The 16,323-nt window shown below is 29.3% G+C and carries 15 protein-coding genes, 1 tRNA gene and 2 pseudogenes; 7 read left to right on the top strand and 11 right to left on the bottom strand.

Annotation, left to right across the window (positions count from 1 at the left end):
- Positions 1-3: 3 nt before the first annotated feature.
- The 7 genes and pseudogenes from DJ007_RS04995 to DJ007_RS18875 all read right to left on the bottom strand — a co-directional run bounded on the left by DJ007_RS04995 (position 4) and on the right by DJ007_RS18875 (position 5,855).
- On the bottom strand, positions 4-678 hold the full coding sequence (locus DJ007_RS04995; RefSeq protein WP_129408591.1) for a tRNA1(Val) (adenine(37)-N6)-methyltransferase: 675 nt from the start codon (positions 676-678) through the stop codon (positions 4-6).
- Complete coding sequence (locus DJ007_RS04990) at positions 675-2,444, bottom strand: hypothetical protein (RefSeq protein ID WP_129408590.1); 1,770 nt, start codon at positions 2,442-2,444, stop codon at positions 675-677. The genes DJ007_RS04995 and DJ007_RS04990 overlap by 4 nt, the downstream gene beginning before the upstream one ends.
- A complete protein-coding gene (gene hflC, locus DJ007_RS04985) occupies positions 2,445-3,305 on the bottom strand; it encodes a protease modulator HflC (protein ID WP_129408589.1) in 861 nt (286 codons plus the stop codon).
- Entirely contained in the window at positions 3,302-4,285 is a 984-nt protein-coding gene (gene hflK, locus DJ007_RS04980; RefSeq protein ID WP_129408588.1) for an FtsH protease activity modulator HflK, read from the bottom strand. Before hflK ends, hflC begins: the two co-directional genes overlap by 4 nt.
- 24 nt (positions 4,286-4,309) lie before the next feature.
- A pseudogene (locus DJ007_RS04975) lies at positions 4,310-5,168 on the bottom strand (deoxyribonuclease IV).
- On the bottom strand, positions 5,161-5,382 hold the full coding sequence (locus DJ007_RS18880; RefSeq protein ID WP_276318651.1) for an IspD/TarI family cytidylyltransferase: 222 nt from the start codon (positions 5,380-5,382) through the stop codon (positions 5,161-5,163). The pseudogene DJ007_RS04975 and the gene DJ007_RS18880 overlap by 8 nt, the downstream one beginning before the upstream one ends.
- Positions 5,383-5,411: 29 nt before the next feature.
- Positions 5,412-5,855, bottom strand: a complete 444-nt coding sequence (locus DJ007_RS18875; RefSeq protein ID WP_129408586.1) for a 2-C-methyl-D-erythritol 4-phosphate cytidylyltransferase — start codon at positions 5,853-5,855, stop codon at positions 5,412-5,414.
- A 102-nt stretch (positions 5,856-5,957) separates the two neighbouring features.
- Here DJ007_RS18875 and DJ007_RS04960 point away from each other — a divergent pair, with 102 nt between their 5' ends.
- From DJ007_RS04960 to gatB, 7 genes and pseudogenes are all read left to right on the top strand, one after another.
- A complete protein-coding gene (locus DJ007_RS04960; protein ID WP_129408585.1) occupies positions 5,958-6,902 on the top strand; it encodes an ROK family protein in 945 nt (314 codons plus the stop codon).
- An 18-nt stretch (positions 6,903-6,920) separates the two neighbouring features.
- Positions 6,921-7,373: a rhomboid family intramembrane serine protease gene (locus DJ007_RS18870; protein WP_276318650.1), complete on the top strand. Its 453-nt coding sequence runs from the start codon at positions 6,921-6,923 to the stop codon at positions 7,371-7,373.
- Entirely contained in the window at positions 7,367-7,699 is a 333-nt protein-coding gene (locus DJ007_RS18865; protein WP_276318649.1) for a rhomboid family intramembrane serine protease, read from the top strand. Before DJ007_RS18870 ends, DJ007_RS18865 begins: the two co-directional genes overlap by 7 nt.
- The gene (locus tag DJ007_RS04950; RefSeq protein WP_129408584.1) at positions 7,633-9,150 is read left to right on the top strand and encodes an HD domain-containing protein; all 1,518 of its coding nucleotides are present in this window, start codon (positions 7,633-7,635) and stop codon (positions 9,148-9,150) included. Before DJ007_RS18865 ends, DJ007_RS04950 begins: the two co-directional genes overlap by 67 nt.
- A 19-nt stretch (positions 9,151-9,169) precedes the next feature.
- On the top strand, positions 9,170-10,156 hold the full coding sequence (locus tag DJ007_RS04945) for an amidase family protein (protein ID WP_438268384.1): 987 nt from the start codon (positions 9,170-9,172) through the stop codon (positions 10,154-10,156).
- 41 nt (positions 10,157-10,197) lie between these two features.
- Complete coding sequence (locus tag DJ007_RS20745; protein WP_438268386.1) at positions 10,198-10,521, top strand: amidase family protein; 324 nt, start codon at positions 10,198-10,200, stop codon at positions 10,519-10,521.
- A pseudogene (gatB, locus tag DJ007_RS19965) lies at positions 10,511-11,943 on the top strand (Asp-tRNA(Asn)/Glu-tRNA(Gln) amidotransferase subunit GatB). Before DJ007_RS20745 ends, gatB begins: the two are co-directional and overlap by 11 nt.
- Before the next feature lie 34 nt (positions 11,944-11,977).
- Here the strand turns inward: gatB and DJ007_RS04935 are convergent.
- The 4 genes from DJ007_RS04935 to DJ007_RS04920 all read right to left on the bottom strand — a co-directional run bounded on the left by DJ007_RS04935 (position 11,978) and on the right by DJ007_RS04920 (position 16,322).
- Positions 11,978-13,144 carry an ATP-binding protein gene (locus DJ007_RS04935; protein WP_129408583.1) on the bottom strand — a complete coding sequence of 389 codons (1,167 nt, stop codon included), beginning with the start codon at positions 13,142-13,144 and terminating at the stop codon, positions 11,978-11,980.
- Between the two features lie 177 nt (positions 13,145-13,321).
- On the bottom strand, positions 13,322-14,683 hold the full coding sequence (locus tag DJ007_RS04930; RefSeq protein ID WP_129408582.1) for an ATP-binding protein: 1,362 nt from the start codon (positions 14,681-14,683) through the stop codon (positions 13,322-13,324).
- 118 nt (positions 14,684-14,801) lie between these two features.
- Positions 14,802-14,875, bottom strand: a tRNA-Asn gene (locus DJ007_RS04925).
- An 82-nt stretch (positions 14,876-14,957) separates the two neighbouring features.
- Positions 14,958-16,322, bottom strand: coding sequence for an N-acetylmuramoyl-L-alanine amidase family protein (locus DJ007_RS04920; RefSeq protein ID WP_129408581.1), 1,365 nt, complete (start codon positions 16,320-16,322; stop codon positions 14,958-14,960).
- Between the last annotated feature and the right edge of the window lies 1 nt (position 16,323).

Genomic DNA, 16,323 nt, shown 5'->3' with positions numbered 1-16,323 from the left:
CTCCTAATCTCCGCTACTTTTTAAAAATACTGGTGGATATACTTTTAAGTTTTCGCCTCCGTTTTTTCTTAAAATACCACCTATTAACTGCGCTGTTCCTTTTTTATTACCATAGGCTATATACATTTCCTGAAGCATAAACTTATATTTTTGAGCTAAATTTAAAAAGGTAATAAAATATGTAGGATGATATACAAAAATCATTCTTTTTTTGTTTTTTAAAGCATAACTTGCTGCTTTAAAGAACTTTTCCAGATTATTTCTATCAAAGGTTCTTGCTATCTTTCTATCTTCAAATGGACTTTTTAATGACTTATCAGAATAATGCGGTGGATTGGTGATAATACAATCTATTGATTCCCTTTCTACATGTTTTTCAATATTTTCTATATCATCGTTTATAAACCTGACTCTATTTCCTAGATTATTTTCTCTCAAATTCATAATAGAATATTCATATGGTTCTTTTTGCAATTCAAATCCTGTAATTTCAATATCTTCATATAATTTCGCAAGTGCAAGGGATACACTTCCTATTCCAGAACCCAATTCCAGTACTTTTTTTTCATTTTTCAACAACTTAGAAATTTCTATAAGAAATGTTGTTCCGTGTGTTGGAGAATGAAATTTATTAGGCGATTTAAGAGATAATTCTTTAAATATATATTCAAGATTCACCGTATCACCACACTGGTGTCTGTACTGAGTTTTGTTACATTGGTTTTATATAATATACTCCTTGAATATCCAGAAACATCCATTGAACCAATATTAGAATTTATAATCTTAGACCATGAAAAATCATTTTGTTCTATATTATTTACATTAGTTTTATTCAAAAAGATCTTACTTAAACCATTTATATTCATATCAACAAAAGAGGATTTTTCTGATTCGAAAATATTTATATTTTGAAAGTTCAAATCATTAAATGTACTCTCCTTAACAAATACCTCTTCAGTATTATGAAAATTTAAATTACTTTTGTATCCAAGAGTATTATACAAGCATACTCTAAAATCATTTGTTGAAAGTAAATCCGAACCTTCTAAAAATTCTGAATCCTCTAAATATATTAGTTTAGCATTTTTTCCAATTATCTTAATTTTATCAAAAATGGTTTTTGAAGCAATAAAAATGCCTCCATCAACAATTATTTCACCATTACCACTAATCAAGGACTTACCTGCTCCCGGCATTATAAAAAACAAACCTTTTATTATTAATTTGGAATTTGAAACAAATTTTAAAACACTACCTGATTCAACCATAACAATACTTTTATTACCAAGAACTGTTTGTCCTCCAATTAAAAATTCTGAATTTATTTGAGGCAAATATAGATTTTCCTCGGAAGATTCAAGTATATTTCTTACAAGATGTACAAATGTCCCCGAAAATCTTATCGTTGGACGAGATGGAAAACTCAATGTTCCATATTTACTCTTTTTTCTTATCATAGCAACATTTGAATCTGTTAGTCTTGCATATGCCGCTTTAGTTTCTAATTCCTGCTTCCATCCATATTTATATGGTACTTCAACAACATATGAATCCACATCTGTTTCATAATTCCATCCAAATGTATCAACAGAAAAATCTATTAATCTCGGGTTACCCGTTGCAATCGACGGAATATTATTTTCCAATTCTATATTTACCTTTTTTTCTGTGTAATTATTCCCATTGTCAACAACAATTAATGTTCCTTCTTTAGAACCTTCCAATAACACTTCATCTATATTTATCAATGAATAACTATTTTTTTCAGTTTCAAGCATTATGTTTATATTATCTGTAGGAGTCCAATCGTCTGATACTTTAATATTGGTTTTACCAAATAACGATATCTTTAAATCATCATTCAAAATTTTAGGTTTTTCATCATTATTCGTATTTATCTCTATTATTTTAGGTTTAGACTTATTACCATATTTGTCCATGGCATATAAATTATATCGAATTAATCCTTTATTCTTTTCTATAGGTATTTTCAAACTGATATTAAAAGTATATTTTTTATTATCATTTTCCAGTATAAATTTTTCTAAGTCCGTAGCTGGAGATGATGCTGTTAGATTTAATTCTCCACCTTTTAAATAATAATTTAAAAACACTATATCTGGCGGGATATTATCAAAATAAATAGCAAATTTCTTTTCAAAAACTTTTTTATTTTCAGAAAATACTGCTATTAAAATCTCATTTTTACCTTCTTTTAAGCTAGAAAAATAATAATAATTTCCTTCTTTTCTCACACTAATCTCCATATTATTTTCATCAAAAAACTTTAAATCATAATTATCAATATTCACATTGATTTTTACGGGAAAAGAAGGTGACACAACGTCACCTTCAATTGTTATATTTACCTTTTTTTCTGGATTAAAACATGAACTCAACAATAACACTAAAAAAAGTACTGGAATTAAAACTTTTTTCATTTATTTTCCCTCATATAAGAATTTTAATATTGGTGAATCTGGTGATAATATAACCATTCCATCTTTAAATGATTGCTGATAAATATCTGCTATTCTTCTTAATTCAAAGAACTCTGGACTTTGATTATATGCTTCAGCATATATTGCTATTACACTTGCATCTGCTGTACCTCTTATAATTTCAGCATTTTTCTGTGCTTCCGATAATATAATTTTCACTTTTTTATCTGCTTCAGCTTTAATAATTTCTGATTCCCTTTGACCTTCTGCTCTTATTTGGGCAGCAATTGAGTATCTTTCTGCCATCATTCTATTATATACAGACTTTGAAATATCTGGTGGTAAATCCGTTCTTTTTACTCTTACATCTACAATATCAATGCCAAATTGTCTCAGATTTTCACCACTTCTTTTTGTAATTTCATTTAGCATTTCTTCTCTTTTTTTAGATAATACTTCGTCTAATGTATATTTAGCAACTAAATCCCTGACATTGGAATATACTACATCATCAATTCTGGTTAAAGCTAATTGAACAGATCTCATACTCTCCATAAATGTTTTTGGATCATTAATCCTCCAGATAGTATATGTATCCACAATAACCGTTTTCTTATCAGCAGTAATAATCCTTTCAGGTTCAATATCATATAGCATTAGTCTTTTTTCAAATTTTACCACATTATCAATAAATGGTGTTTTAAAACTTATACCTGGTTCTGTAACAACTTTTTTAATTTGACCAAATCGCAATACCACAGCCTGCTGTTCCTGATTAACGATAAACAAAGATGTTGTTATGAATAATATAACAATAACTGCAATTATGCCTAATATTGTAAATTTAGTAGTTTTTTTCATTTTGTACCACCACCTAATTCAGGTAAGTTGAGTAATTTAAGAGTTCCCGAGTTATCATCAATAATCTTTTGCTTTGAATTCTCCAGTAAATCCTGAATGGCTTCAAGAATAATTCTTTTCCTGGTAATATCTTTAGATGTATTATATTCCTTTAACATTGCCTTAAATCTCTTAGCCTCACCTGTTGCGATTGCTACTTTTTCATATGCATATGCTTCTGCACCTCTTAATATTTTTTGTGCCTGACCTTCTGCTTTAGGTATAACATCATTAGCATATCTATTAGCTTCATTGATAAATTTCTCCTTATCCTGCTTTGCACTATTAACATCATCAAATGCTTTAACTACTTCATCAGGTGGAGCGACTTCCTGTAAATAAACATTTTCAACTTTAATACCTGCTCCATATGAATCCAGTATCTTTTGTACCTTAGCCGCTGTTTCCATGGCTATTCTATCCCTTTCAGAGGTCAAGACATTGTCAATAGGATTAATTGCTACCATTTCTCTTAATACACTTTCAGTAGCAAATTTTACCATTTCAAAACCATTTAATATCCTGAAAGCGAATTTCACAGGATCAGATATCCTATATTGAACAACAGCCTCAAGGCTTACAATATTTTCATCACCTGTAATCATTAATGCCTCTTCAGGAACTGATTGATATTCAATTTTACCCCGATAGTTTACTGTTCTAAAACCTATTTCGATCTTTTTTAAGGTTTTAATATCCACTATTCTATGTGCTTGAAATGGATAAGGCAAACGCCAGTGAATACCAGGTCCTGTAGTTGATGTGTATTTACCAAAAGTCAAAACCAATCCCATTTCTGAAGGACCAACCTGATAAATACTTGTACTTAAATATCCTAAAATTAACAAAACAATAATCAGCCACAGTATTCTCTTGAAAAAGTTTTTCTTTTTCTTTGGTTTTTCTTCTTCGACGTCAAAAATTTCAAAATTATCCGTCATCCTCCCACCCCTTTCTGGTGTTTTTTAGATATATATATTTGAAAATATCCTTTTTATAACTTTAATATCCTCTGCATGCTCAGTATCATCACCAGGTGTTTCAAGATGCATCGGTAGTTTTATGATTTCATCAAAAGATAGAAATGTTTCAAATCCTTTTATTCCTATTTCACCTTTTCCAATAAACTCATGCCTATCTTTACCCGCACCCAATGAAAATTTAGAATCATTCAAATGTATCATTTTAAACTTTTCTAATCCTATATATTTGTCTATTTCATCTAATAACCTCCTTACATCGTCTCTATCCCTTATATCATAATTTGAATCAAATCCATGACATGTATCATAGGTTATACCTAATTTCCCAGAAAAATTACTGCGTTTTATTATCTCTCCTAATTGCTCCATCTTCCAGCCTATATTACCACCTTTTTTAGCAACATTCTCAAGTAAAATATTAACCCCTAAATTATTAACTTCTTCTAAAATAATATCCAATGCTTTAGCTATCCTGTCATAACCAAATTCATCACCTTCGCCAAGATGAGATCCAGGATGCACATTAAAATATTTAATTCCAAGAAGTGATGTAATTCTTATTTCTTCTTTCATCAAATTAATAGATTTTTCCCAATTTTCATCATTAGGCGTAGCTAAATTAATTAAATATCCAGAATGAACAAGTACATCGTCAAAAGATATATTAAATTCTTTCATTTTTTCCTTAAAACCAATAATATCCAATTCCTTTGGCTCCTTAACTTTCCATGTTCTGGGCTATGACAAAAATCTGAAATGTATTTCCATCAATATTCCTTGTTGCCTCAGGAACCTTATGAAATCCTTTAGAAGTACTCATGTGTGCGCCTATTTTAAGCATTTATCTTACCTTCCTTTATCAACCATTTTGCAAATTTCAAATCAAAATCCGTTGTGATTTTTATGTTATATTCTTCACCTGGAATAATTCTTACAAAATTACCCGCCTTATGAAATATACTTGCATCATCTGTAAAACTTTTCAATTCATTTTCAAAATTCATATACGCTTTATATAATTTTTGAAAATCAAACGTTTGTGGTGTTTGATGCAAATAAATTTCATTTCTATCTAAAATTTTATCTATAACCCCCCTGTTACATGAGAAACAGAATTTTTTTCAGGCAAGGCTAAAACTGCAGATCCATTTTTAATAGCTGCTTTTATACTTTCCTCAATTTTCTCAATACTAACAAAAGGTCTTGCTGCATCATGTATAGAAACAATGGAAACGTCAAAGCCAAATTTATCGTAAAGATATTTCAAAGCATTAAATACAGACTCCTGCCTGGAATCTCCTCCCTTAATTATATCATATACTTTGTTAATTTCATAACATTCTTTTTTCGTTTCTTCCATAAACTTTTTATTAGCAACTACAATTATTTTATCTATTAAATTTGAATATTCATATTTTTCTAATGCAATTCTTAACAAACTTTTACCTAAAATCTGGTAAAATTGTTTAGGATAGGTTAATTTTGTCCTTTCACCTCTACCCGCAGCAACAATAATGCCGATATTCATAAAACCACCTCAACAAAGTTTGTCCATATTTCCACTTTTATTATACTACATAAATATGTTAAAATTACAATTAATAGATTAAGAAAGAAGGGAGAGAATAAAATGTATTTAATAGGTGTTGATCTTGGAGGCACAGAAATAAAAACAGGACTCGTCTCAAAAGACAAAGGAATTATCAACAAAGTAGCAATACCAACAGAAGCGGATAAAGGTGATGCCAAGGTTGTAGAAAATATTATAAAAACAATAAAACTGGTAGCAGAAAATAATCTCGATAGAATAGAAGGAATCGGAATCGGGTCACCAGGTTCAATAGATAGAGATCATGGTGTTGTAAGATATGCACCAAACCTTCCATTCAATGACTTTCAACTTGCACATGCCATTTCTGAAAAATTAAAAATTCCAGCTTTTGTAGAAAATGATGCAAATGCTTTTGCTTTAGGAGAATGGTATTTTGGTTCAGCTCAGGGATTAAAACATTTTGTTGCTTTAACCTTAGGAACTGGAATAGGCGGAGGAGTTGTTTCACACGGAATTCTTATCACAGGAAAAGATGGAATTGGAGCAGAATTAGGACATATTATCGTAGATCCTGACGGTCCATTATGTGGTTGTGGCTCACGAGGATGTATTGAAGCCATTGCCTCTGCAAAAAATACCGCCAGATGGGCAAAAGAATTCAGTATAAAAATACCTGATAATAAAATAGTGCAATTAGCTGGAGGTATTGATAATATAGAATCAAAACATGTATTTATGGCTTTAGAAAAAGACGATTTGGTAGCTAAAATGGTTGTAGATAAAATAACAGATGCTTTAGCAAAAGCCATAGCTAATTTTGTTCATATTTTTAATCCTGAAATGATTATTATTGGTGGTGGAATGAGTAAAGCAGGAAAACTATTATTAGATCCTATAAAAGAAAAAATTGATTTATATCTCATGCCATCATTTAGAAATTCATTTAAAATTATGTTATCATCATTAGTGGAAGATGCTGGAATATTAGGTGCATCTGCCGCTGCAATGTATCACTCCAGATAAAATTAATGAGGTGAAAGAATGGATTATATAAAGCGCTTTTTGAATTTTGATAACGTTACACAAAAAATTTTTACATGGAATATTATAATCTTTGCATTAATGTTCGTTTTTGGTGGAGGATTTCATGCTTTTTCAAATGTCTATACACTAATCTTTGCGGGAGCACAATATGGAAAATTAATTACAATATCACATCAATATTTTAGATTTATCACTTCTATGTTTGTTCACGGAGGTTTTTTACATATATTCTTTAATATGTATGCATTATACTATATTGGAAATATAGTAGAAAGAGTATATGGCCCATACAAATTCATAACCATTTATCTTGCTTCAGGTATTGGCGGAGCAGCATTAACACAACTTTTCATGCCTGAGGCATTTTCAGTAGGTGCTAGTGGGGCTATATTTGGCTTAATTGGATTGTTATTTGGCGCTGGATTTCGTGATGACACCCCTCAATGTTAAAGCCAATGACAGGAACAGCACTATTACCAGTAATAATTATTAATTTAATTCTTGGATTTACTGCATCAGGAATAAATAACTTTGCACATATTGGTGGATTAATAACTGGTTTTACATTTGGGTGGTTAACATCAGTTTCAGATACATATACATCATATAAAAAATGGAAAGTTTTAGGATATATCAGCTTTGGATTAATAATAGCTTCATTTATATGGCTTTTGGTTTTTGATATTCAATATTTAATAGGGGCTAAAAAATGGAAAAATTATATTTTAAAGTATCAAGGGATCCTATATATTCCGAAATATTCCTATATCCATTAGAAATTGTAATTGCTGACACACCATTGGTTCAAAGATTAAGATACTTAAGTCAATTAGCAGGGGCAGAATATGTATATCCCAGTGCAACACATACAAGATTCAGTCATTCACTCGGTGTTATGCATATTTCGGGATTATATGCAAAAAAGCTTTTTGAAAACAATCATCAAAAAACACGAATTTTAAGACTTGCAGGATTGCTTCATGACTTAGGTCATGGCCCATATAGTCATCAATTTGATGATGTTATATATAAAAGAATGGGACTTAGCGATGGACATGATGAATATAGAAAAAAGATCCTAAACACAAAATTAATAGATCAGGCATATGATGTATATAATAAATTAAATGACCCAAGAACAAAAAAAGACTTTTTAAAAGACTTATCCCTTACATTAAACAAAGATATTAAAGATGATGAAACAGATATAAAAAACGGCTTAAAAGAAGTAATGAACATGATAAATGAATTATTTGAAGCAGAAAATACAGGCGGAAGTCCTGAGTTTAATATTGTTCAAGGGCCATTAGGTGCAGATAGATTGGATTTTGTATTGAGAGACTCCTATTATGCAGGAACTCGAGATTTTGGTACAGGAGATTTGGATAGAATAATTAGAAATGCTTCTATACAAAACGTTAATGGAAAAGAAAAATTATGTTATAACATAAAGATCATAGATAATATATATACAGTATTATTTGCCCGATTTATGATGTATAAAAATGTATATTTCCACAAAACATCAAGAGCTGCCGATCAAATGATACAGGAAATATTAAGACTTGCTGATGATATTTTAGATTTACAATCAAGGGTTAAAGATTTAGATAAATTTATTTCTTTAACAGATCAGAGAATAATCAACGAAATAGAAATAGTGTATGAACAGTTATATGGAAAAGAAAATGATGAATTATTCAATATAAGCCCTGAATTAATGCAAAAAGCAGACAAAGTTGCCAGAGCACATGAATTAGTAAAAAGATTAAAAACCAGAGATTTATGGAAACTACTAATTGAAATTCCATTTTCCACTACAGGTTTAGACCCATCTGTAATCAGTGTAAGCGTTGCAGAAAATGTCTTAAAACAATTAAAAGAAAATATAGAAAAAGCTATTAATTCAGACATATCAAAAGAAGATAAACAGGAATTATCATATATACTCGATAATTTTGATAGATTATTTATCATTGATACTCCATATAAACTTGCATTAATGCACCCTAAAGAATTCTTATCAACTGATGTATCGATTTTAGACTATAATGGAAGTGTATTGAGATTCGATGAAGTATTTGAAAAATATCCAGCACATAAATTTATGGAAAGCAATTTAATCCAGATTTCAAGGATTTATCTAACAGAAGATAAACGTGAAATATTAAAAAGATTGGATTTAATACCCAAAGTTGGTGGTATTAATATCACTACAAGATGGTAAGAGATAAAGGAGGTTTTTCATGAAAGACTTTAATTTTGATTTAGAAAAATCGAAAAAGATAAATGAAAAGATAAATGCCGTATTAGAATTCACAACAATAGAAGGCAATAAAAATGGAAAATACTATTCCACACCTTTCCTGGTAAAAGATAACATTCAGGTATTAGGAACAAAAAACACCTGCGCTTCAAAAATTTTAGAAAATTATAATTCCACATATACTGCAACTGCTGTTCAAAAATTATTGGATGCAGGATTTACTGTAGTTGGAAAAACCAATTTAGATGAATTTGCTATGGGCGGTTCTAATGAAAATTCCGCTTTTGGACCCGTTAAAAATCCCTGGGATTTAGAAAGAATTCCCGGTGGTTCAAGTGGAGGTTCTGCTGCTGCAGTTGCTGCTAAAATAGTTCCATTTGCTCTTGGCTCTGATACAGGCGGTTCTGTAAGACAACCTGCTTCATTTTGTGGAATAGTAGGTTATAAACCTACATATGGAGCAATTTCAAGATATGGTTTATCCGCATTTGCTTCTTCATTAGATCAAATAGGTGTGTTATCAACCAATGTAGAAAATGCTGCTATTGTCGCAGAAGTAATGAGCGGAAAAGATGAAAATGATTCCACATCCTTAAATATAAATTGGGACTTAACATCAAAATTAAATGAAAAAATCGAAAATCTAAAAATAGCCGTTCCAAAAGAAGTATTTGAATTAGAAGGAATAGATGAAGAAATCTTAAATAAATTCAAAGAAACTATAGACACATTAAAACAAAATGGCATTACTGTAGAGGAAATAAACATCCCACACTTAAAATATACCGTTTCAATATATTATATAATCGCACCATCAGAAGCCAGCTCTAATCTTTCAAGATATGATGGTATGAGATATGGTTTAAGAGATGAAAAAGATTCTTTAAAAGATACATATATGCAAACCAGAGATAATGGCTTTGGTTTAGAAGTGAAAAGAAGAATTTTCATGGAGCATTTACATTAAGTTCTGCATATTATGATGCATATTTTGCAAAAGCTGCAAAAATCAGAAATCTATTAAATGACGATTTTGAAAAGGCTTTTGAAAAATATGACGCAATTTTAACACCAACATCACCAACATTACCTCCAAAAATCGGTGAATTAAAATCACCTCTACAATATTATTTAATGGATCTATTCACAATACCAGCTAATATGATAGGCGCTCCTGCAATCAGTATTCCTGCAGGAAAGATTAATCATTTACCATTTGGTATTCATTTAATCTCAAAACCGCTCGAAGACGCTAAGTTATTAAGAATAGCAAAACAATTTGAAGATATTTTGGGAACCTTAGAATTACCGGAGGTGAATTATGAAATATAAAACAACAATTGGGCTTGAAATACACACTCAATTACTAACAAAAACAAAAGCTTTCTGTTCATGTTCTGCAAATGCTTTTGATAGCGAACCAAATACAAATATATGTCCTGTATGTACAGGACAACCCGGTGCGTTACCGGTATTTAACGAAGAAGCTTTAAACCTTGGAATAAAAGCAGCAATTGCATTAAATGCAAAAATTAACGAATACTCCAGATTTGACAGAAAAAATTATTTTTATCCTGACCTTCCAAAAGGTTATCAAATCACACAATATTTCTACCCATTAGCAAACAACGGATACATAGAAATAGATGGTAAGAAGATCAGAATACAAAGAATGCATCTAGAAGAAGATTCCGGAAAAATGTTCCATGAAGGTGAAGATTTAGAAAATGCTTCATATAGCTATGTTGATTATAACAGAAGCGGTATTCCATTAATCGAAATAGTTACAGAACCAGATATAGAATCACCAGAAGAAGCAAGAAAATTCATGGAAAAACTAAGAAATATCTTGAGATATGCAGAAATATCTTCAGGTGATATGGAAAAAGGCGCTTTAAGATGTGACGCAAATATATCCATAACAGATACAGAAAAAAATATACAGAGTAATAGGGTAGAAATCAAAAATATAAACTCATTTAAATTCGTTGAAAAAGCACTTGAATATGAAAGAAATAGAATCATAGAAGCGATGGAAAAAGGAGAAAATGTACCAAAAGAAACCAGAGGATGGAATTTCTCAACAAGATCAACATTTTCAATGAGATCAAAGGAAGAAGAAGCTGATTACAGATATTTTCCTGAACCTGATATTCCTCCAGTAATTGTAACTCAGGAAAAAATCGAAGAAATAAAAAAACAATGCCAGAAATGATTGATGAAAAGGCAAAAAGGTTCGTTGAAGAATATAAAATAAAAGAATATGATGCAGAAATATTAGCAGGAGATAAGGAATTAGCTAATTACTTTGAAGAAGCCGCTAAAATGGTGAAAAATCCACAATTTGTAAGTAATTTAATAATTACAGATTTAATGAGAGAAATGAATAAAAATGATGTTGAATTAAAGGATGTAAAGATAAAAGCAGAACATTATAAGGAATTAGAAGAATTAATAGATTCTGGTAAAATATCCACAAAAATAGCTAAAGATGTATTTATAGATATGTTCCAGAATGGAAAAATGCCTTCGGAAATAGTTAGAGAAAAGGGATTAGAACAAATAGACGATGACTCTATAATTGAAGAAATTGTAAGAAAAATCATTGAAAATAATCAAAAACAATATCAGCAATACAAAAATGGAAAAACAAAGTTATTTGGTTTCTTCGTTGGACAGGTTATGAAAGAAACTAAAGGAAAAGCAAACCCACAAAAAGCAAATCAAATAGTGAAAAGACTTTTAGACGAATAAATTCGGGCTTAATGCCCGAATTTATTATTTTTCATTACCATAAAAATCCTAACAACCACAATGGAATTTTATTTTTTAAAGGTATGTCTATATCATCGCGAATAACAAAATCAGAATTTTTTATTTTTTTATTTCTACCTCCTACTTCTATTTTTATTCCATTCCAGATGAAATCACCATCTTCCTCGTTTTTAGAAGCAAATATTTCTTCCTTTTCTTTTAATGTAAAAACTGTAAATGCCTCTCTAAAATTACCAATTTCACCATTATATATATAATAATAGGCAGGATCAGATAAAAAAATTTTCTTTCCCTTTGAATTAACTTTAAAATCTTTTTCTTTTAGTACTATATTAATCAATTCTGATTCTTCCATCACGTTTAGCAATTCATATAATTTATTTTTACTTAAATTCCACTCTCTACACATTTTCTCAACATTAATTGTTGGAATTTTTGAATATATCAAATAACCTATTACCGCTTTCATTAATCTTAAATGATTTTCCTTTATTGTATTTAAAAAAAATGGTATATCGCTATATAATGTCTTTTCAAGGATATTTTCCATTTTTTCTTCAAAATTACCTTCAAGAAAAAAAGGTCTTGTTCCAGATAGTGAATAATCTTTAAATAGCTTTAAAATATCAAGATTTTTTATTTGTGACATTAATTTCTCTTTATCAAAATCAAATGGATTGTCTATTTTAGGTAATTCTACACCTTTTGATAAATGTATATATTCTCTAAAAGATAATAACGGCATTCTCACCTTTATAAACCTTCTTGATAGATCAGCTATTCCTGTTCTTAATATTATACTGCTGCTGTCACTTATCCATATTTTTTTATTTGGATAAGAATCATATAACGCTTTTATGTTTACACTCCATTTATTTAAATAATGAACCTCATCAATTACTATTCCGTTGTATCCAGATAAAAATATTTTTTCTCCCAAATCAAATAACGAAATATTAGAGATTATTGGATCATCCCCTGAGATATAAAAAAAATTATCTTTCATGATTTTCATTAAAAGATATGTTGTTTTCCCTACACCTCTTGGACCATATAACAGTAACCCTCTATTATCATATTTATCAATTTCTTTAAAAAATAATCGTTTTTTTGAAGGCAAAGCATTTAATAATCGTTCTGTTTTAAATTCAAGTCTTTCAATAATACTTTCTAATTTCATTTTATCACCTCCGTTCTTTTCTAATACTAATTATATCATATTTCGTTTTAATTTAATACTATTTTTTATGATTTTTCTATTTTCGTTTTAAAATGACACGACTATTGATAAAAATCGTTCTACTTTAGTACGATCTATTAAATAAAAAAACAAGGTGCTCTAGCACCTTGTTTTAAGTCATTTAATGTTTCCTATCTTATTAAGATCAACAAGTTTTATATTTGACGATTCTTCTATATTATAAAATCCACTTTTAGAAAATAAATAATATATAATATTTTCTGGTTCAAATTTTAATTCTTCAATCATTTTTTGTGTTTTTAACTGTAATTTTTGCAATACTCTATTATCAACCTTTTTATTGGTGAATTTATATTCTCCCACTATTAAAGTGTCTTCATTAATAGCCACCAGATCTATTTCCACATCTTTATTCCACCATTTACCAATTTTTTGCGGATTTTCTACTTTTTCAATATATTGTTTTGCAATCTTCTCAAAAGTAAATGATGTATACATATTTATTTCTGCTAATACCTTTTCTGCTAACCTTTCTCCGTATCCTCTATATATTATGTCTATATTAGGATAAATATATTTAAAATAAAATTTTATATATTCATCGTCTATATAATACAATGGTTTTTTCTTTGATTTCTTTAACGAAAAAGGCAATTCTTTCTTTATTAATTCAATATCAAGCAACTTAGAAAGATACGTTGATATTTTCCTATTCTCTACCCCACTAAAATTAGAAATTTCAACAGGTGTTGTTTTTCCATCTGCAATAACTCTCATAATAGAAAAATAATTTGAAGGATCTTTTTTAAATTCTTCCATTGTTAAAAATTTTCCTTCTTCTACCAAAAATTCTCCAGGTGAAAAAATCTTATTAGCCAATGCTTCTTTCAAATTACTATAATTAGAAAATTCTTTTAAATATAATGGAATACCACCTGTAATACTATATACATAAATTTTATCTTCAAGAGTGTATTTTGATAAGAATTTTGATGAATCAAAAAAATCCATAGGAAGAATCTTATATTGTCCTGTTCTTCTACCATATAATGGACTATTATGTTCTAAAGCTATTTTTTCAATCATACCAGAATAGGAACCACATAAAACAAAATTCACATTTAATTTACTAAATTCCAAATCCCACCATCTTTGGAAAATAGAAATAAAAGATGAATCCTGTTGTGGTATATATTGAAATTCATCAAAAATAATTGCATCATATTTCTTTTGTTGTAATAATGTTTTTAATAATCCAAAAAAAGCATCCCATGTTGTAATTTGTATATTAAGCGGCAAATCTTTTAATTCAGAGATTATTATCTTTGAAAATCTATCAATTAAATAACTCGTATTAGAAAGGTCCGCTGTAAAAAAAAGCACATTATTAAAAGTATTTTCAAGTAAAAACGTCTTACCCACTCTTCGCCTTCCATATATTACTATTAACTCACTTTCATTTGATTTTGCTTTTCTCAGTAAAAACTCTTTTTCTCTTTTTCTATTTATCATTTTCATAATTTCACCACCAAAATACAAAAATATATTTAGCAAACTTATATTTAGCAAAGATATATTTGTATTTTTATTATATCACAAAAAACAAAAAAGTCCAGCTTTCGCTGGACTTTGGTTATGGCTCCGGCGGAGGGATTCGAACCCCAGCCTAGTGGTTAACAGCCACCCGCTCTACCGTTGAGCTACGCCGGAACAACTTCCGAGGTATATTATAACATAAGAAACATTATAAATCAAGAAAATTTTTCGCAACTAATTTGTTAATTTTTAATTCTTACTTTATTCCAAAATATTCCAATATTGAATCAGCAATAATTTTTGCAAACAAATCCACATATTTCCCGGATATGAAACTAACTTCAACAGTTGGATTTGACAAAAATTCCAATTCAAATAATACTGCAGGACATTTAGTATATGCTAATACTGCAAATTCCGCTGGTTTGATAGATCTAAAAGGAATCTTATTTTCTTTCACATGCTTTTTCAGAAGATCTGCCATTTTTTTACTTTCAGGTATAGAATTCTTCTTCTCAACAACCCTCGATTCTATAATATCCTTATTATCATTCATATCTAAATTTTCTTTTCTGGCTATCTTTCTCGCATATTTATCATCAGAAAAAGCAAAATAATATATTTCCGATCCTCTAATGCTTCTATTTTCAAGATACGAATTCAAATGAATACTCACAAATAAATCAGCATGTAAGTCATTTGCTATCTTTGCTCTATTATATAATTCCACAAATTTGTCCGTGTCTCTTGTTAAATACACCCGTATGTTTTTATTTTTCTTTAATAATTCTTTGGTTTTCAAAGCAACCTTTAACGCCATATCTTTTTCTTTTGTTCCAAGATATCCCAGTGTTCCAGGATCGAAATCACCATGTCCAGGATCGAGAACTACTACGGGTTTTGTAAAATCTTCTGTCATCTCTATATCAAGAATAATTCTTCCATTTTCTTCCATTTTTGTATATTTCTTTGCCTCTGCACCCAGAATTATAGTCACCCATATTTCTTTTTGCGAATGTTGCATAGCTTTAACTCTACTCAAAAACTTATTATTAAATTCCTTAGAAAAGGATACTTCAGGTATCTCTGCTCCATATACCTTTATTAAATATCCAGGAACAGAGGTTAAGGAGTAAACTTCATACTTTTCTGGTCGTGAAGAAAACTCCATTATAACTCTGAGCTTATCTTTAACCAAAAATCCATCTATACTCTTTAATTTTGCAAGCTTATAATTCAAATAATACCCTTTAGAATTTTCAAAATATTCAAGATTTGCTAACTTTGCAAGAACACTTAATTTTACAAAATATGTTTTATTCTGAAAGATAAAATCATCATAATTCAATGATATGCTTTCTGAAGAATTAATAATGGCAATTCCAGCCTTCGGGAAAACTACACCAGACCATGTATCATCAAATTTGATAATAAACAGATTCTCTGATGTTCCCATAATATTATATCCAAGTTTTTCTAAATAAGAAATATTGAGAAAAACGGCATTGTTTTTCTCAATATAATTATTTCTATCAACTTTTTTCCATTGAAGAAAAAGGTCTTTAGAAAACGCAAAAGATGTCACTAATATTAAAACTATTAAAATTATTTTCTTTCTCATT

It is taken from the genome of Marinitoga lauensis (assembly GCF_004135675.1).
GTDB lineage: Bacteria > Thermotogota > Thermotogae > Petrotogales > Petrotogaceae > Marinitoga > Marinitoga lauensis.
The sequence above is the reverse complement of the archived record's forward strand: the minus strand, read 5'-3'. Positions and strand labels throughout refer to the sequence as shown.